Source organism: Gemmata sp. SH-PL17, from assembly GCF_001610855.1.
GTDB lineage: Bacteria > Planctomycetota > Planctomycetia > Gemmatales > Gemmataceae > Gemmata > Gemmata massiliana.
In genome coordinates, this window is sequence record NZ_CP011271.1 from 821,261 (window position 1) to 837,221 (window position 15,961).

At 63.7% G+C, this 15,961-nt stretch carries 22 protein-coding genes; all 22 read right to left on the reverse strand.

The window, feature by feature from the left end; all coding sequences use genetic code 11:
* Nucleotides 1-13: 13 nt before the first annotated feature.
* Nucleotides 14-1,372, reverse strand: a complete 1,359-nt coding sequence (locus tag VT84_RS03265; protein ID WP_082838484.1) for a hypothetical protein — start codon at nucleotides 1,370-1,372, stop codon at nucleotides 14-16.
* Between the two features lies 1 nt (nucleotide 1,373).
* Nucleotides 1,374-2,351 (reverse strand): hypothetical protein, encoded by a 978-nt coding sequence (locus tag VT84_RS03270; protein ID WP_082838485.1) that lies wholly within the window; start codon nucleotides 2,349-2,351, stop codon nucleotides 1,374-1,376.
* Nucleotides 2,351-3,718, reverse strand: coding sequence for a hypothetical protein (locus VT84_RS03275; protein ID WP_082838486.1), 1,368 nt, complete (start codon nucleotides 3,716-3,718; stop codon nucleotides 2,351-2,353). The genes VT84_RS03270 and VT84_RS03275 overlap by 1 nt, the downstream gene beginning before the upstream one ends.
* Nucleotides 3,718-3,951, reverse strand: coding sequence for a hypothetical protein (locus VT84_RS03280; protein WP_082838487.1), 234 nt, complete (start codon nucleotides 3,949-3,951; stop codon nucleotides 3,718-3,720). Before VT84_RS03280 ends, VT84_RS03275 begins: the two co-directional genes overlap by 1 nt.
* A 47-nt stretch (nucleotides 3,952-3,998) precedes the next feature.
* The gene (locus tag VT84_RS03285) at nucleotides 3,999-4,328 is read right to left on the reverse strand and encodes a hypothetical protein (protein ID WP_082838488.1); all 330 of its coding nucleotides are present in this window, start codon (nucleotides 4,326-4,328) and stop codon (nucleotides 3,999-4,001) included.
* 53 nt (nucleotides 4,329-4,381) lie between these two features.
* Nucleotides 4,382-4,792, reverse strand: a complete 411-nt coding sequence (locus VT84_RS03290) for a hypothetical protein (protein ID WP_082838489.1) — start codon at nucleotides 4,790-4,792, stop codon at nucleotides 4,382-4,384.
* A 26-nt stretch (nucleotides 4,793-4,818) separates the two neighbouring features.
* The gene (locus VT84_RS03295) at nucleotides 4,819-5,229 is read right to left on the reverse strand and encodes a DUF3168 domain-containing protein (RefSeq protein ID WP_082838490.1); all 411 of its coding nucleotides are present in this window, start codon (nucleotides 5,227-5,229) and stop codon (nucleotides 4,819-4,821) included.
* Nucleotides 5,229-5,774, reverse strand: coding sequence for an HK97-gp10 family putative phage morphogenesis protein (locus tag VT84_RS03300; RefSeq protein WP_082838491.1), 546 nt, complete (start codon nucleotides 5,772-5,774; stop codon nucleotides 5,229-5,231). Before VT84_RS03300 ends, VT84_RS03295 begins: the two co-directional genes overlap by 1 nt.
* A 9-nt stretch (nucleotides 5,775-5,783) precedes the next feature.
* The gene (locus tag VT84_RS03305) at nucleotides 5,784-6,131 is read right to left on the reverse strand and encodes a head-tail adaptor protein (RefSeq protein ID WP_082838492.1); all 348 of its coding nucleotides are present in this window, start codon (nucleotides 6,129-6,131) and stop codon (nucleotides 5,784-5,786) included.
* A gap of 9 nt (nucleotides 6,132-6,140) precedes the next feature.
* Nucleotides 6,141-6,281 (reverse strand): hypothetical protein, encoded by a 141-nt coding sequence (locus tag VT84_RS38035; protein WP_157469149.1) that lies wholly within the window; start codon nucleotides 6,279-6,281, stop codon nucleotides 6,141-6,143.
* Nucleotides 6,278-6,844, reverse strand: a complete 567-nt coding sequence (locus tag VT84_RS03310; protein ID WP_082838493.1) for a hypothetical protein — start codon at nucleotides 6,842-6,844, stop codon at nucleotides 6,278-6,280. The genes VT84_RS38035 and VT84_RS03310 overlap by 4 nt, the downstream gene beginning before the upstream one ends.
* Nucleotides 6,841-7,158, reverse strand: a complete 318-nt coding sequence (locus VT84_RS03315; RefSeq protein WP_082838494.1) for a hypothetical protein — start codon at nucleotides 7,156-7,158, stop codon at nucleotides 6,841-6,843. Before VT84_RS03315 ends, VT84_RS03310 begins: the two co-directional genes overlap by 4 nt.
* Nucleotides 7,155-7,646, reverse strand: a complete 492-nt coding sequence (locus VT84_RS03320) for a hypothetical protein (protein WP_082838495.1) — start codon at nucleotides 7,644-7,646, stop codon at nucleotides 7,155-7,157. Before VT84_RS03320 ends, VT84_RS03315 begins: the two co-directional genes overlap by 4 nt.
* Before the next feature lie 3 nt (nucleotides 7,647-7,649).
* Complete coding sequence (locus tag VT84_RS03325; protein WP_157469151.1) at nucleotides 7,650-8,108, reverse strand: hypothetical protein; 459 nt, start codon at nucleotides 8,106-8,108, stop codon at nucleotides 7,650-7,652.
* A gap of 3 nt (nucleotides 8,109-8,111) precedes the next feature.
* Complete coding sequence (locus tag VT84_RS03330) at nucleotides 8,112-9,482, reverse strand: hypothetical protein (protein ID WP_082838497.1); 1,371 nt, start codon at nucleotides 9,480-9,482, stop codon at nucleotides 8,112-8,114.
* Between the two features lie 2 nt (nucleotides 9,483-9,484).
* A complete protein-coding gene (locus VT84_RS03335; RefSeq protein ID WP_082838498.1) occupies nucleotides 9,485-9,862 on the reverse strand; it encodes a hypothetical protein in 378 nt (125 codons plus the stop codon).
* 9 nt (nucleotides 9,863-9,871) lie between these two features.
* On the reverse strand, nucleotides 9,872-10,150 hold the full coding sequence (locus tag VT84_RS03340) for a hypothetical protein (RefSeq protein WP_082838499.1): 279 nt from the start codon (nucleotides 10,148-10,150) through the stop codon (nucleotides 9,872-9,874).
* Nucleotides 10,151-10,187: 37 nt separating this feature from the next.
* Nucleotides 10,188-10,517: a hypothetical protein gene (locus VT84_RS03345; protein WP_157469153.1), complete on the reverse strand. Its 330-nt coding sequence runs from the start codon at nucleotides 10,515-10,517 to the stop codon at nucleotides 10,188-10,190.
* Between the two features lie 153 nt (nucleotides 10,518-10,670).
* A complete protein-coding gene (locus tag VT84_RS03350) occupies nucleotides 10,671-12,059 on the reverse strand; it encodes a phage major capsid protein (protein WP_082838501.1) in 1,389 nt (462 codons plus the stop codon).
* Nucleotides 12,060-12,173: 114 nt separating this feature from the next.
* Nucleotides 12,174-12,845: an HK97 family phage prohead protease gene (locus tag VT84_RS38040; RefSeq protein ID WP_204249709.1), complete on the reverse strand. Its 672-nt coding sequence runs from the start codon at nucleotides 12,843-12,845 to the stop codon at nucleotides 12,174-12,176.
* Nucleotides 12,842-14,134 carry a phage portal protein gene (locus VT84_RS03360; protein ID WP_082838503.1) on the reverse strand — a complete coding sequence of 431 codons (1,293 nt, stop codon included), beginning with the start codon at nucleotides 14,132-14,134 and terminating at the stop codon, nucleotides 12,842-12,844. The genes VT84_RS38040 and VT84_RS03360 overlap by 4 nt, the downstream gene beginning before the upstream one ends.
* Complete coding sequence (locus tag VT84_RS03365; RefSeq protein WP_162271572.1) at nucleotides 14,135-15,898, reverse strand: terminase large subunit; 1,764 nt, start codon at nucleotides 15,896-15,898, stop codon at nucleotides 14,135-14,137. It abuts the gene before it with no gap.
* Nucleotides 15,899-15,961 lie beyond the last annotated feature (63 nt).

Genomic DNA, 15,961 nt, shown 5'->3' on the forward strand with positions numbered 1-15,961 from the left:
TCCTGTAAGCCGACTACTCGATAATCGCGGCGTCCGTACCGACGTTGATGCCGACCACAATCCCGCCGACCACCGTCACGACGTGATCGACTCCACCGCGCTTAACCGTGAACGTGGTGTTGATGCCGTTGTGTCTGAGAATCCCGCCGCCCGATTGGTACTGGTTGACGGAGTACCGCGGGTTTCGGGTCGAACCGCCAATTGAGAACGCGCAGTTCAACAGTAAGCCGCCGCCGTCGTAAGTGCGAATATTCGGCTCGCCAAGAATCGACTCCAGTCCGACCAGCCCCGCGCCGGGCGATTGGAGCATTACACCCGGATACTGTCCGCACGAGAGTTGCGCGGTTGTCTGTTGACCGATGTAATCGTTCCGGAGCGCGAGGTAGCTCGAACCGAAGACGGCCCCCAATTCGGCCATCGGCGTACCGCCGCTGAAATTCGCCACCGAACGGAGAGAGGTAGAGTTCACATAGAAGATGGAAGCCTTGATGAACCGGCCGCTCGTCCCGTCAAATAGTGCCAGCGTGCTATCGGTGACGCTTGCCGTGGGGCCGTTCACGTCACCGCTCACACGGTGGATAGTAATTGCCGTCGAACCCATCGTCGGCGGAGCGTAGTTGGTGTAGTGCCAAAGGGTATTGGCGCTAACCGTCCCCAGCCGAACCGGAACGATCTTGCCCACGAATTCGGCCGACTCGTCGTTGTCCGCTCGACGGGTCAAAATCCACGGAGTCGATGGGCTTCCCGCGTCCGTAACCGTGTAAACCCCGTTCCTCGACGCAGTCCCCTCTGCGGCTATCAAGAGGTCGTCGCCCGTGTTGACGGTAAACCCGTCGGTAAACGGGAAGATCCCGTTGGCGTTTGCCGTCAACGTCGCGCCGACGCCGGACGATCCATTGCTGTAAGTATTCGCCGGTAGCGCCGTGGTCGTCACGAGCCTGACAGAATTCATCCAGTTCGAGGGCGCGGCCGGTGAACCAGCAATAGCGAATGCCCGCGGGCGCGCCGCAACCTGCGCTGACCCGGAACCGGACTCGTCCCCTACCGCGTCTCCGGCCACGATGCACAGGTATGTTTGATCCGCAACCGCCGCCGCCGCGTTGCCGTCGCTTCCGATTACGGTGAGGAGAACGAGTCCGCCAGTTTCGGCAGGGAGTTGTTTACTCCCCGAAGGGAACACAACCTGAGCCGGATAGCACTCCGAGAGAACGCCCGTCGCGCCGGCCGCCGTTGCGGAGAGACACTTCACCATTTGGATGCGCCCGGAACCAGACGCGCGCCGAGACGAGCGCCCGCCACCGTCCGACTGGTTCAGTAGTTGTTCGAGTCGATCGGCCGCGCGCGCGCTCAGCCCGTACACGTCCTCGCTCATATCAGAACCCCAAGAGGTCGGTGAAGTTTTCGAGCCGCAAATTGGTGGGCAGACCGCGGAAGAACTTGGGGGTCGCGTCGGCAGCCAGCCGCTTCCCCTTGCCGTCGAGGAGTTGGGGTTCGGTCGCGATCCCCCCGATCGAGTCCCTTATCTGCCGCAACTCCAGCTTGACCGAGACACCATCGACCTGCCTCACCTCATCGAGTGTGTACAGCCCCTGATCGAGCACTTCGAGTAGCCACGTTTCGCGCCGGATCGAGATATCAATGGACAACTCGACGTAGGCAATTCCGTTCTCGTACTTGTTCGCCGCGGTCACTCCGTCTACCTTGCACGTCCACTTCGGGTAGCCGCGCCACAGCCGATCGTTGACGGCGTTCTCCAGCCTCAGCAGGAACGGGAGACTGATGTTCGGCACCGGGAACGTGATTCGCACAACGGGGCGCGAAACCTCGATCGTGATGGGCGGGTCGAACGGCATCTTGGCGCTATTGCGGATCGCCGAAGTGGTGGTAGCCAACGTGTCACTACCAACGTCCTCGTACCACTTCGTGGCCGGCTCCGTCGTCTTCACGAAGGAGACCGACCACACCGGCGGCCGGAGCAGCGGGTTGTCCGGGATAGCGGCCGGTGACTGAAGCTCCCCGCCCGGCCCCGCGCCGCCCGGCAAGCCGGTGTCAGTGACGCCCGGCTCCAACCCGTTCGGGAGCGGAATGTTCGAGTCATAACGAATGTTGATCGACCAGTGACACGGGTTGTCGTCGGATTGTTCCGCGTTCACGGAGACGCACAGCGCGAACGGGAATTTCGCGTGCGGTTGCCCCAGGCGCGGAAGTCCGGGCGCGGCGCCCGCCACCTCTTCATCGTCGAGATGGTTGTTGGTGTAGACCTCCCACACCTCGTGGTACTCGCGCTGTTTGGAGATCGTGTCGGTTCCGCCGCGCCCCTCGTAAGTCTTGTTGACGCTGACGACGCTCATTAGGTGATTACCTTCAGGACTTGGGTTGTGTCGAGAATGTCAATGAGCTTTTGGAGCTTACGAATCTGCTCCTTGGATATCTTTAATTCCTCTTTCGCGATCTGAACGGGATTGTCCGACATCCCGAGTCCGGCCACCGCGTTCTGTGCGCGAAAGTTCGCCACCGCGCTGTACGCCTCGGTGGAACGGGACAGCGCCGCACCCGTAAGGTACGGGCCGCTCAGTTCCAGCTTGGTGTCCTTGACCCCGTTCGCGATTGCCCCGCCCAGGGCGTTAAGGTTGCCCAGAAGGTTTGCACCCTGTTGCAGCTTCTTGACCTCGTCCAACTGCCGTTCCGCCCAACCCTTCATGCGCAGGTCGTAGATTTGGATTTGGTCCGCCGTGAACCCGATCGTGTCGGCCTGCTTCTTGAGCGCGTCAGTTACCTGTTTGAACTCCTCTGCCGGAGCGCCCCCCAGGAACATCGCTGCGCCGCCGACCGCGTCCGCGACCTTGTTGAACCCCTCCGCGAGCTTCTCGGCTTTGTCCGCCTCGACCTTGAAGCGGTGAATCTGGCCTTCTGAGAAACCGCGCAGTTGCAGTTCGAGGGCTTTCGCCGCGTTCTCGGCTTTACCGATGGTTGCGGCCTGGATTTTGAAGGCTTCGGTAAGTTGGTTAATCTCGCTGACCTTCGCGATATCCCGCTCGGGATCGATGATCCTGTCTCGCTCTTTGTTGAGTTGCGTTCGCAGTTCTAGCGCCTTTTGGAGCCGCTCGTCCGCGGCCTTAAGGTTGTCCTCGAACGGCTTCTGATGGTCCTCCAATTGGCCCAATAGCCAAACGAGTCCCAATTGCGCGTTGTATGCCGCGCCCTGAAGGGTATTGGGGTCAGATCTCTTGCCCCAGAATTTTTGCATTTCCAGGTCAGATTCGAGGCGCTTTTTGTTGATCTCGGCCGCGCCGACCTCTGCGTCCAGGCCGCGCAACTGTCGCTCTATCTCCGTCAGCCGATCGCCCGGCGACGCGCTCTCCGCATCGAGCCGCACCGCGTTCTCCTCTGCGCGCCGGTCCATTACCTTCGCGAGTTTTTCGTTCAGTTCGATCGATCGCTCTACAGCCTTATTGAACTGCTCGGCGCGCAGAGCGGAACTCAAGAACGCGGCCCCGATCGCGGCGCCAACACCCGCAATCGCGCCGGTCACGCCCAACCCGAGCAGTCCCGGCACCTTGTTGAATTTTTCGAGCGATTCGGCAGCGCCGTTAATCTTCTTTCCGGTTCGATCCGCCCACGACTCGGTATCCTTCTCGGCCTTCTTCAACCCCTTCAGTAGCCCATCGGCATCGGCCGTGAGGACAACTGCGCCGGTGCCGATGGTCTGATTTGACATCACGCCCCCGTGTTGCTGAACTGCTCGAACCACGCCTTAACGCCGGCCACGTCGTCAACCTGTCGCTGTCGCGTGCGCGGGATCAATTCCGCGGGCTTTGCTTTTCCACCCCATACGGCACCGGTGTAGGACGCCCCGATTGCGCGCCCCCATTCGGCCCGATCGTCTGGGAATCCTCGCTCCTCGTACCACTGGCGCCAGATGTCCAGTTCCGCCGCCGAGAGGTCGAACACATCGGCCAGCGGGCGCCGGAACGCGAGCGCCAGCCGACACAGGAAGCTCAGGCTTGGCCACTCGGCGAAGACGCTTTTTTTGGGTCGGCCCCCATTCCGCTGATCTCGATCACGCGATCCCACACCTGTTCAGCCAACGCGCCGTCGAGGTCCGCGACCTCTTCCGGGCCGGCGAACAGGAGCGCCCCCGACTCGTCGCAGAGGGACGCCGCGAGCAGGCGCCCGACCACGCCAATCGGACCGGGGTTATCCTTGCGCCACGCGGCGAACTTCTCTTTCTCCGCGACCGTCAGGGGCTTCACGAACACCTCGACGTCGCCCACGGTGACGGTAATGGGCTTCTTTTTTAGCGCGGCAATCAAGTCTTCTTTGGTCATGACCGGTTCCGAGAGTGAGTGGTGGGGGTTGTGAGAATCGGCTGCGGCGCGGGTTAGCTGACAGGTCCGCTAACCGTGACCACGCAGGTAACCGTTTGAATTCCGTCCGGTTCGACCTGATCGAGTTTGTTCGACTTGATGAAGCCGGGCGCCGTGCGCACCCAAGTCGTCGGGCTGCCGTCCGAGATGAGCGTGATTTTGAAGTTCTTCGGCGCGCCCAGGAGGGTATCGAGGCGCGATTTTTTCGCGGCACTGAACTCGTACTGGAACTGGAACTCGCCGGGGGAGAGCATTGTCGGAATCATCCGAATCGTCTTGTCGGCGGCCTGATTGAGCCGCTTAGATTCGGCCGATCCCATTTCGGGTTCGGGAGTCGTCAGGTTCATCACGTCCACGATTTCGACGAACGCATTGCTCGCGCCGTCGTCCACTTCGATCTTTGCGCCGAGACCGATTACCGGCATTCGTCACCTGCTCGTTAGCGCCCGCGCTACGTCGGGAAGTGCCACACGAGATAGGTGTCCCGCCACAGGCGCGGCGTGTCCTGTGCCGCATCGTCCGCGATCTCTTCCGTGCAGTCCTGCCAGAAACATCCCTGTACACCGTTGTCGAGGTCGCGCCACGGCCCGTTCTCTGGCGCGAGCAACGCGCGAACCTGTGTGGACAGTTCGCGGGCGCGCTTCTGCGTGGTCGCGTAACACTCCACGCCGATCGTCACGGCGAGCAGCGCGCGCGTTCTCCCGTCGAGTCCGGACCTCGGTTGCACGCCCTGTCGGGTCACGGTGATGAACGGCAACACGGGTTCGGACGTGTTCACCTGCGGATTGACGCGATCTTCGGCCGCGGTCGCGCCGGCCTTCAGCTTCGCGACCACGGCGATTTCTGCGGTTGCGGCAGCCATTACGCCCCCTTTGCTTTCTTGATCGCCTGTTGCGAGAGAACGCGGCGAATCTCGGCGCCGAGCGTTTCGAGCATGATCTTGGACACTTCGTTGCGCTGACTATCGAGCGCCGGCCCCAAGAACGGTTGCGCCTTCGCGCCCGGGTGCCATCGTCGTTTCTTCGTGAGGTAGTCGCGGACCTTTTGAAACAGAGAACGCTTCCGGCTCCGCAGGCTGTGCGGCTTCGTTCCCTTTTCGACGAGGTGCGCGTAATAGGCGGGTATCGTCTTCTTGCCCTTGTACACTTTCTCGACTTTTCTGCGCGCCCCGATTACCGCGAACGCGAGCGTTTGGCCGCGCGTTCCCTTTTTCGCTTTCACGCCGAGAGACTGTTTGAGCGCGCCCGACTTCTTCCGTCGAGGCGCCCGCACCTTCGCCGACTGTTGCACCGGCTTCGCGCCGGCCTTCACCGCCTTCATCGTGATTTGCCGTTTCTTCGCGGTGCGTTCGATCGCCTGAAGTCCCGGGAACGAAGTGAAGACCTGAGCGCGGATCGGCCGGGCCATTAGACACCGTTACGGGATGAGAGGTGCGGCAAGCGCGCACACGGTTTGCCAGCCGCCGCTTTCGGCCCGTTCGCGCCAGATGCCCACGACGGCGTACACGTCGCCAGTCTCTTTGATCCGCACCCGATCCACCGCGGCGAGCTTCACAAGGTGTCGGAATCGGAGAACGGCACTGTTGTCGGAGCCGCGCGGGGTCTGGTTCGATTCATCGCCGCTCGGCGCCTCGATCCGCGCCCAATGCTCTTGCGCGGGCCGCGGGTCGGGCCACGATTCGACCGGTTCACCGTCCTCGTCTGGGGCGGCCAGAACGCGCGACAAGATCGCAATTTTGTCGCGGTATTCACCGATTCGAGGCATCGCCAACCCTCACCGGAAGTACCAGAATCCAGACCTGTCGAACCACTGCACGAAGGCGAGGAGCGCGACCGCGGCGGGCGCCACCACCCACACCGCGAACGAGAGACCGGTAACCGCCGCACGGTCCTGAACCTGTTCGATCTGGTTCACCGCACGTCTCCAAATTCAAGGGTGTCGAGGGCGCGCCGGGCCGCGGGCGGAATTCCAACCTCACCGGTCGGGTTCTCGCGCCGTTCGGCCATCGTCACGAGGATCGCCTTTTTCGCTTGCGCCGGCACATCGCTCGGCGTCGCGTACCCGGCCACGAACTGAACCGTCACGACATCGGGCCGTCCGCACTGCACCGCGGGCCAGTACCCCGCAACCGGAACAATGCGCCCCGGTTCGCTCGCGGTCGCGACCCAATAAGCCGCCGGGTCGATCGTCTGTTCCGTACCCGTCGCGTCGAAGTATTTCACACTCACGACCGACTGTAACGGCGGGCGCGGAACCCGAATCGTCGGGTCGCACCGCGGGAAGTCGTCGAGTGTCAGGTTGAACGTGGTCGTGAGGAATGCGCGATGGCACTCGGCTTCGCACAGCGCCCGGCACTCCGTTTGGAGCATTTCGAGGTCGGTATCCTCGTCCGCGATCGTGATCCGCAGCCGCCCCTTTACCTCTTCGAGTGTGAGGGGTTCGACGGTCGGGCCGGTCACCACTTGCACGCCGATCATTCCTCACCTCGGTATGCCGGTTGAAGCTCAATGACGCGGGTATCGTTCACGTCGTTAGGCGCGCTCATGACGATCAGGAGCGTGTACTTCTGGCGGTTCGCGCACAGCGCCGTGACGGTGGATTCGATCACACCCAGATAATCACCATTCGACTCCGCAACGTAAGGGCAGGAGCCGGAGCCGCCTGCGACGGGCGCGCCGGCGCGATCCCTGAGCGTGTATGTCACGGTCGCATCGTTGATGTAATTCCCGTTCGCGAATGCCCCTTCATAGGGAACCTCCATGTCGCAACCGATGAACAGCTTCTTAATCATTGCGGCCTCACGGTTGCGGTCGCGCTCACGCGCGGTCGGACAGTTACGTAGGCAGTGACGCGCGGGCGAACGGTCGCGCTGGCCGTCACCGCGGCGCCGCCCGTGGACGGTTCCGCGTCGGCCGCAATCGGGATTCGGAGCAGAATCGCGCGCCCGAAGAACGGGAGAACGCGACGAACGTGAGCCACCAGAATGGACGGGGCGCGCTTCGAGGCTTTCGCTTTCGCCGGGCGGCCAACCGTGGCCGATCCCGCGAACCGGGGCGGGCGCCGGGGTGCGGCCACGAGTACAACGGGCGGGCGTTTGGCGACGACTTGAACCGCGAGCTTCGAGGGACGCCCGACCTGCGCGCGACCGACCTGCGCGCGTCGGACCTGCGAGGCGACGAGCGTTCGCACCGGTGGTCGGGCCGAAACGACGTTAGCCGCTCGCTGGGGAGTCCCAACGAACGGCTTGCGGCGCCGGATTCCGGTGATGATCGTCGGCACGGGTTACTCTTCGTAGGTCGCTTGAACTGCGACAGTCGGCGTTCCCGTCGAGGTGCATTCAATGTTTAGCGCCGTTCCCCCCGGAATGCGGATCTCCATTCCGGGCGGCAAGAATTCGATAACGCCCGATTGGTCCGGCACTTCCCACAACAACCCTGTGTCGGTCGGAGTGGTCGGCTCGACAGTCGCGTTCGCACCGCACGTGGTCTGGATCGTCTCGCTATCGCTCGAATCGTTCTTCCCGGACGTCGCCCCGGAGAGCGTGCCGAAGTTCGCCGTCGATCTCGTAGCGCGCACCTTGACCGGCACGCCTGTGCCGCCGGCCGCAGCCTTCCCGAACAATCTCAGCGACTTGACCAACACTCGTTGGTTCGCGGGCGCTTTGATTTGCAACACGGTCTTCGCGGCACTCGCGGCCAGCGCGACTTCGCCGCTGTTCACATGCAATACGAGACCAGCCATCAGTTACCCCACAAGGTGCCAAGTGTTGGGCGCGAGTATGCGAACGGGGCCGCCCGAATTCCCGCCGCCACTGTCTTGGTGCTGAATTGGTCCGATGTCCCGGTAGTTCGCACCGGCCCCGCCCGGGAACGTCACCGGCAGCGCCAGCGCGCGCAACAGGGCGCCGGCCCCCGCGGTCGCGTTGAGCCGGAAGTCCCCGCCCGCCGCGTTCACGAACGCCGACGCGCTCAGGTTGATCGGGTCCAGGTCTCGGATGTTCCCGCCGCTGCGCCCGGACGAATTCCCGAAGTCCGCGCAGTTGACCACGAACGGGAGCGCGGAGTTGCCCACGTACCCGCTCACCAGATTCGCTTCGGAGATGCAGTTGTAAGCCGCGCTCTCGGCCGCGCTCGATAGGTTGAACCCGTTCCGCGCGTTCCCGTAGGCGATACAGTTCCAGAACTTCCGGCTCGCCGAGAACCCGTCCGTGTTCACACCCGTGTTGCCGAACGAGATGCAGTCCCGCGCGCTCGCTACGAACTGAAACGGGGTCGCGCTGTTGTTCCACGCCACGCACCCGATCCCGTGGTACACCTGCGCCGCCGCGGCCCCCGAGTTGCCCGTGAACTCACAGAACGCGGCCTCGGTGATGCCCGTCGCCGCGCCGTCCGTCACCCCACCGTTCGTGAAGTTCTGGAACCGGCACCGCCACGTCGAGCCGCGGTGCGCGCACCCGGTTCCGAGTGTGATGTTGTTCCCGTCGAGAATCACGCTCTCGATCAGGGCGTAACTCGTACTCGACACGATGTTCGTGGTGGACAGGCTCGCGTCGAGTTGGATCGTCGGGCGGTTCGCGTCCCAATTCCGCAACCGGCGCGTGGTGTCGTAGCCCGAATAGGACACGCCGTTTGTGGGCGAGATGCGCCCGCCCGTCGCCCCTTGCGTGGTTGAGGTGATGACGAACGGGAGCGCGTTGTACTTGTAAAAGACGACGTTTCCGGACACGAGCAAGCTGTTGAACGCGCCGCCCGGGGACGCCAGCGCGCCGCCCATTTTCAGGGTCGCACCGGTCCCGGTCGTCAGCCCCGTAGCCGCGTCCACGACGACCGTCGTGGCGCTCGTGCGCGAGAGGATCTGCACGTACCGGCGCGTGATGGCCCCGGTCCCGCCCTCAATGCAGATCCCGTTGCCCACGCAGTTCGCGGGGAAGTTCGCCGTGGCGCTCGTGATGGTCGTCGAGGCGTTCGTCACGGCATCGGTCACCGCGATCTGGGGCGCCGCCTGCTGGGAGTAGTCCGTGTTCCCGGTCCCCAGAGCGTTCGTGTTGAAGCTCCCGCCGTTGCTGTCGTCCCCGTCGACGCGCACTTCCCACACCGTGTTCGCGTTGAACGCCATGATTACGCCACCGGATAAGAACGGGGGTTGACCGCGATCTTCCGCACGAGCGGTCCCAACTGGTCGTTCGCTTGGATCATCTGCCGTACCACTACGAGCACGCGCAGGAGTGCGATTACATCGTGATTCGTCAGTACCACTCGCGCGCTGTCATCACTCCCAGCGATACCTTGCGCCGCTCCGAGCGCGGTGTAGTCGCTGGCTTCCCAAGGCGCCTCCCGAAGCAGGGCCGCGTTATTCGTTCCGAGCGTCGCCGCAAGCCCCTGCCCAACCACCGCGTCAAGAACGGCGGTCGGCACGGTCAATAGTCCCGCGAGCAGGTCCGCAGTGGTGCGGATGCTCTCGTTCGTGAACCTCAACAGGGGCGCGTTCTCGATCATGGCTCGACCTCAGATTCGGGGCATCGTGGCACCCAGAGCGGACGGCATGGACGGCGCGGGCGAACACGAGGGGTGTTCCATTTGCCCCGACAGCAGCCGCGCCAGCCGGTATTCGAGACTCGCGTAGCTCCGGTGCGCGTGGTACGCGAGGTTCGCAATCTTGTCGTGAGCGCTGGTGCGGACCTCCGGCACCGAACCGAGAGCACCCATAGCGCGCTGATACCGCTCCACATCCGACTTGAGACGCACCAGTTCGGCGAGAAGGTGCTGAGCTTGTGCGAGTGTCACACCTTCCCCCTTTCAAGAACGAGTCAGGACGGATCGCTTACGCGCCCTGTAGGTAACTCCAGTTGGTGCCGTCGAGACACTCGAAGATCGCGGGCTTACGGGCCACCGCGCTAACGCTCGCGTTCGCGGCCCCTTCGTTGATCGCACCACCGGTTCGCGGGTAAACCTTCAGGATGTTCGTCGCGGCCTGCGAGTACACGCGAACGACGTCGCCCGCGGCGGCCACCGGTAGAAGAACGCCCTTCGTCGCGTCGGCACCGGTCACGATGTTCAGCGCGCCGCCGATCAGCGCGGCCGCGTCAGCTTGGGTCGAACCGGCCGCCGCCACAGCTCTGGGGACCGGACCTTTGTTCGCTAAGAACGGCATGTGGACACCCTTGAGGACAGTTGAGAGGGAGTCGCGGCGGGTTGAGTCGAACAACCGTGAAGTCGGTAATGAGCCGCTTCCAGGCACCGGCCTCGCCGCAAAATGCCCGGCCGAAGGGAACAGAGTCCATCCGGCCGGGCGCGCCAACAACGGTTACGCTTGGAGCAGGTACTTGATGGCTTTCTTGTTCACACACCGCGAGTCGCCGCGAGCGAACCCGACGAATCCGACCTGATCCTTCTCCGCGTACCGCTCATCGAGCCGGCGCACGCGAACCACGCCCACGTCGCGGATCTTGTGTTTCGACATCGCGCCGAACAGGACGTGCTTTTTCGCCGTGACCGGAACACCCGCCGGCAGCGCGTCCATGTACTGGTTCGTGTTCACGGTGAAGCCGTTACACACCAGCGTCGCGATACCGTCGCGGTAGCTGTCGCGGAGCAGCGGGCGCCCTTGCGTGTCCTTGAGGAGCAGCGCGTAAGCGACGGCTGAATCGTGCATCATGTACCCGCACGACGAATCGGACCGGTACGCACGATCAACCGAGAACGCGAGCCGGGTGAGTTCGTCGGCCGTGAACGCGGCCGCCGCAGCCGCGGTGATGCCGAGTGACGCCGCCGTGACGATCCCTTCCGGCTCGCCGGTGCCGCTCCCCACCGTGAACTTGCGCCCCTGAACGCGCCCGATACGGTTCCCGATCTGTTCCCCGATGTGCGATTCGAGGTCGAACGCGGAATCGTTCAGCAGTTCGTTGGAGATCAAGATCCCCTTCGAGGTGAACTTGAACCCCTTGAACGTCACCGACCCGAAGTTGTCGTCCTCGAAATCCGTCTCCTCACTCTCACCGAGTTGCGCGCCTTCGTTGCCCGTGTCGTCCTCGGTGGGGTAGGGTAGGTCCACGCCGGTGTCGGTGGTGAACTGGCCGACGACACCGCGCACGTTCGAGAAGTCGACCAGTGCCTTTTCCATCTCATAGGCGAAGTCGGGCGCCACAGTCGCGCCACCGAGCGACGACGTACCGACGCCCAGCGCCCGTTTGAGCAACGACTTCGGCCCGCCGAACCGGAACTGGAACACCTTCGCGCGCGGGTTCAGGCCGGTGCGCTTGCACGCCACCTTCTGTTCGCGAGTCATGGGCAGTTCGTGTTGCGTGCGCGCCCACGCCTGAAACGCGACCTTGCGCAGTTCGATCGCTTCATCTGCGTTGCGGTCGTTGCGCCGTTCGCGGGGAGCCGGGCGAGTGTCGCGGTTCTCGCGCCCCGGTTGGCGGTTGCTATTCTGGCCGCCGTTCGCGTTCGGGTCGGTGTTGTCGCTGCCGCTGTCCTGACCCAACAGGTCGTCGATTGCCTGGATATCGGCCTCCGCCGTGCGGTAAGCGTCGCCGAGTGAGGTCCAATCCTTTTGCAGTTTGTCGAACGCCGCGCGCTCGTCCGCGCTCATGGCGCGAGCTTCGGTCTTCAGCTTCGATCCCATCGCTTCAAGTTCCTTCCGGACCTTGCCGCGCTTCTCACGAAGATCCTTCAGTTGGAACGCTTTCGACATGGTGTGTCCCTGGAAATGGCACCGGCGGAAGCCGGGGGTATCAGTCCCCGTTCCGCCGGTCGCGGGACGGGATATGCGCTACCCCATCCGTATCCAGTTCACCCCGTCCGTGTCCTACTCGCCGTTTTCGTTTTCCTCCATCGACATGAGCGCGAGCGCGACCGCAACGGCGTCGGCATCCGCGGACGCGCGCCACCGATCGACTTCGGCGCGAACGGCCGCGAGTTCGCCGGAGCGAACACCGGCGCTGGCACCCGTGTAAGCCGGGAACGTGACTGGCCCCACGTCGAACAACTGCAGGTCGTTTCGCTCGATTACCAGTTCTGCCGGCTTCCCGTCGATCGCGGCCACGTCGCGGCGCGAGGTGTCGCGCGGGTAGAACGCGAACGAGCTTCCGGAAATGTCCCCGCGCTGAAGCGACTTGATGAGGTCGCGGGCCGCCTGCGTGTCGGGCGGGTCGATCTCGTATCGCAGCCCGACCGAATCCACCGAGAGCCGAAGCGTTCCGGCACCGGACCGACCCAGAACAACGGCGGAATCGTGGTTGAAAAGTCCCCGAACGTCATCCTCTTTAATCGCCTTGTCGAACGCGCGCGGCATGATCCGTTCCACCACGCGCGGCCCGTAACTGTCCGCCGCCCACATCTCGTATTCGGTCGCGGGGTCGTCGGCGCGGTAGAACACGGCCGCGTATCCCGCGATGAGCGGCAGGGCACCATCGGACCGCGTGAGCAGTTCGGGCTTGCGGGCGCATTTCGGCAGGTATCGACGGTGAATCTCACTCACGGGTTGCCCTCGGTACCGGGTTGCTGGTTCGAGTCTGGCGCCGGATCGGGTTGCGCCACGGGCGCCGGAACGGGTGCGAGGTTGACCGGCACCATGTAGCGCTTGCCCGCGCCGTTCGGGAGCGGGTTCATGTTGAAGATGCCGCGGGTCTCGTCCTGATTCATGGAGCCGATGTTGAACATCGTGGAGCAGAACGCGGCGAGTTGCGCGAGCGGGACGCCCGCGAACGGCTGCGGGTCGAACCGGTGGCAGTGGGTTTCGCTCGCCTTCTGCTCCTCGGTTAAGAGCTTGGCGTCGCACTCCTGCTCCCAGACGACGAACCAGTTGTTCAAGGTGTCTTCGCGGTATCCCGCGTTCTCGGATTCCAACGAGTTGTAAGCCGTTCGCGAGGGGTCACCGACCTTGTGAGCCGGGACGCCGAGAATGTTCGCGACTTCGCGCGCGTCGAACGAACGACTCTCCAACATTTGCGCGTCGCGGGCCGATGCTTTCGAGTAGGTTGCGAGCTTCACGCCGTCTCGCAGAATCGCGATTTCGTGCGCGTTGCGGAACCCCCGGTGGAGTGCGCCCCACGTCTTTTTCAGGTTCTCAATCGCCTTATCCGGCATCCCGGCCGGCACCTCAATCACGACACCGGGCGAAGCATCATTCCGGAAGTACCGGCCGCCGTAGTCGCGCGCCGCAATCGCGCCGCCGATCGTCTCGCGGAGGATCTTGATAACCGGGTACCCGCACAGCCCGTCTGATCCAAGTCCCTTGATGTGCAGCACGTCGGTAGAGGGCATCTTGACCCAATTCCGCGCCCCGCGCCGCTTTCCGGGAACGGGCGCGCAAGATTCGGTCACGTACCAAAGCTCGCCGTTATACCGAACCGGCCACGTGCGTTCGGGATCGAGCGGGAGCAGTTGGAGTGGGGCGCCGTCCTCTTTAGAGCGGAGGATGTAGGCGTAGCCGTTCCCGCTCAGCAGCGCGTGCGCTTGCAACGTCTGCCGGAACGTGAACGGCGTCATGTAGTCGTTGGGCTTTCGGAGAACGCGGGCGGCCGGGTGGAGCCGGTCCGGAACCTTCGCTTCTCCGCTCGCGTCCACGTACTTGTAAACGCCAAACGCATGGCGCCCGATGTCGCCCGCGATCAGGTTCACCCCGCGCCAAACCGCGCTCAGCCCCAGCGTCTTCCCAACGGTGACGCGAACGCCGGAGCCGGACTTACCCCCGGCCGTGAGCGCGTCGTAAAGGTCGGAGTCGTCCGCGATTGAGGAGAGCGGGACGGCCGGATTCTCAGCGCTCATTCAAACCACCTCGACGCCGTTGGTTTCGTAGAACCGCCCGCCACTCTCGCCGCCTTTGACCGCGGCCAGCCCGCGCGCCATGATCGCGGCAACGATGCCGTCGATCTTCTGAGATGATCTTTTCCGTGAGGGCATCCGGTGTCCGGCGCCGTTCCCGTTGAGCACGACATTGCGCGCCATCCACCGGGCGGCCGCGTTCCCGTTGTGCCTCGTGCGCCCGGCCGCAAGATCGTCGAGGAACAGTTTCGTGGGTTCTGAAAAACTCGATAACCGTTGCGGGAACTGGAACACCTGAATCCCTTCGAGAGCGAAGCGGTTCGCGACGGTCTGCGCGTTGAACGGGTCGAACGCCAACCCGCGGAGGTCGAAGAACTGCGTATCCGCAATCACGTCGGCTTCAATCGCGGTAGGGTCAACACCTGTTCCGGCCGTGACCTGAACCCATCCGTCCGCGATCCACGGTTCCGCGATCTCACGCAGGCGGATACCGATCGGGTTCTCCGTTTCCTCCGGAATCCACAATCGCCAAATGTACGCCCACACGCCCGGTCGCTCCGGTTCGGGCGCGGGTTCGAGATCCTCGGTGAGAGGGAACAGATGGCACAACGCCGCGAAGTCGCTCGTGTTCGCGAGGTCCAACGCGCTCCAACAGGGTAGCCCCTTCAGCGCGTCGCGTGTCAGTTTCAGTTCGCGCGCCGCATCCCACAGGTTCAGGGGGATCGCCGCTTCGCCGTCTTGCGTTCTCCGACCCAACCGGAGGCGCTTCACCTCATTGGCGAACGCGGGGATCCGCTTCCCGCGCTCCACCTGCGCTGCGATCTCCGGAGCGAACACCGACACGCCGAGATTCGGGTTCGCCTTCACGACCACCTTCGGGTCGGTCCAATCGTCTTCCGGGTCGATGCACGCGATGTAGCCGAATCGCGCGTCGTCCTGCACAACGCCTTCCAACACCTGCACCGTGTAATCGTGCTCCTGGCCGTACACGTCCTCGCCGCCGTCCTCGCCGGCCGTCGTGATCGCCCACATCAACGGCTGTTCGCGGGCACCCATGCCCGTTTCGATCACATCCCAAAGGGACCGGTGCGGCCACTTGTGAATCTCGTCGCACAGCGCCGCGGACGGGTTCAGACCGTCGAGGGTGTCCGCGTCGCTCGATACCGCCTCGAACTTGCCGAACGACTCAGCGCACGTGAGGGAGAACGCGAACGGCTGAATCATCTCCGCGAGGTCGGGGTTGCGCGTGACGGCGCGCTTCGCGAGGTCGAACACGAGGCGGGCTTGATCGCGCTTCGTTGCGACGGAATACACTTCTGCGCCCTCTTCACCATCCAGCGCGAGCGCGAACAATCCCGCGGGGTAGAGCAGGGTGGACTTGCCGTTCTTTCTCGCCACTTCGACCCACGCTACCCGGAACCGGCGCGACCCGTCCGCGCGCTTCCAGCCGTACACGCTGCCGATGATGAACCGCTGCCAGCCCTCCAGTTTGAGCGTCTCGCCGCGCTTTGCGGCGCGCCCCTTCAGGTGTGGGCATATTTCCCAAAAGTCGATCGCGGCGAGAGCTTCGGACAGGTCGAACCGCAAGCCGCGGGCACTTGCGGTTTCGAGGTCGTTGAGGTGACGTTGACAGGCGAGTTTGACGAGTTGACCGGTAACGATGCGACCCGCGACGACATCGCGGGCATAGGACGTGACGGGATCAGTCGCAGTCGTGTTCCCTTCGCCGTTTACAGGCTTTGCATTCTCGTTGAGTGCTGGCGTCACAGATGAACCCCACAACTAGCACAAGCGACACGCAAGCCATCAGGAAACAAGCCACAACTGTGA

What these genes read in the sequence shown, in the direction of transcription:
- VT84_RS03265 (WP_082838484.1), bottom strand. Translation starts at nt 1,372, where the DNA reads ATGAGCGAGGACGTGTACGGGCTGAGCGCGCGCGCGGCCGATCGACTC.
- VT84_RS03270 (WP_082838485.1), bottom strand. Translation starts at nt 2,351, where the DNA reads ATGAGCGTCGTCAGCGTCAACAAGACTTACGAGGGGCGCGGCGGAACC.
- VT84_RS03275 (WP_082838486.1), bottom strand. Translation starts at nt 3,718, where the DNA reads ATGTCAAATCAGACCATCGGCACCGGCGCAGTTGTCCTCACGGCCGAT.
- VT84_RS03285 (WP_082838488.1), bottom strand. Translation starts at nt 4,328, where the DNA reads ATGACCAAAGAAGACTTGATTGCCGCGCTAAAAAAGAAGCCCATTACC.
- VT84_RS03290 (WP_082838489.1), bottom strand. Translation starts at nt 4,792, where the DNA reads ATGCCGGTAATCGGTCTCGGCGCAAAGATCGAAGTGGACGACGGCGCG.
- VT84_RS03295 (WP_082838490.1), bottom strand. Translation starts at nt 5,229, where the DNA reads ATGGCTGCCGCAACCGCAGAAATCGCCGTGGTCGCGAAGCTGAAGGCC.
- VT84_RS03300 (WP_082838491.1), bottom strand. Translation starts at nt 5,774, where the DNA reads ATGGCCCGGCCGATCCGCGCTCAGGTCTTCACTTCGTTCCCGGGACTT.
- VT84_RS03305 (WP_082838492.1), bottom strand. Translation starts at nt 6,131, where the DNA reads ATGCCTCGAATCGGTGAATACCGCGACAAAATTGCGATCTTGTCGCGC.
- VT84_RS03310 (WP_082838493.1), bottom strand. Translation starts at nt 6,844, where the DNA reads ATGATCGGCGTGCAAGTGGTGACCGGCCCGACCGTCGAACCCCTCACA.
- VT84_RS03315 (WP_082838494.1), bottom strand. Translation starts at nt 7,158, where the DNA reads ATGATTAAGAAGCTGTTCATCGGTTGCGACATGGAGGTTCCCTATGAA.
- VT84_RS03325 (WP_157469151.1), bottom strand. Translation starts at nt 8,108, where the DNA reads ATGGCTGGTCTCGTATTGCATGTGAACAGCGGCGAAGTCGCGCTGGCC.
- VT84_RS03330 (WP_082838497.1), bottom strand. Translation starts at nt 9,482, where the DNA reads ATGGCGTTCAACGCGAACACGGTGTGGGAAGTGCGCGTCGACGGGGAC.
- VT84_RS03335 (WP_082838498.1), bottom strand. Translation starts at nt 9,862, where the DNA reads ATGATCGAGAACGCGCCCCTGTTGAGGTTCACGAACGAGAGCATCCGC.
- VT84_RS03345 (WP_157469153.1), bottom strand. Translation starts at nt 10,517, where the DNA reads ATGCCGTTCTTAGCGAACAAAGGTCCGGTCCCCAGAGCTGTGGCGGCG.
- VT84_RS03350 (WP_082838501.1), bottom strand. Translation starts at nt 12,059, where the DNA reads ATGTCGAAAGCGTTCCAACTGAAGGATCTTCGTGAGAAGCGCGGCAAG.
- VT84_RS03360 (WP_082838503.1), bottom strand. Translation starts at nt 14,134, where the DNA reads ATGAGCGCTGAGAATCCGGCCGTCCCGCTCTCCTCAATCGCGGACGAC.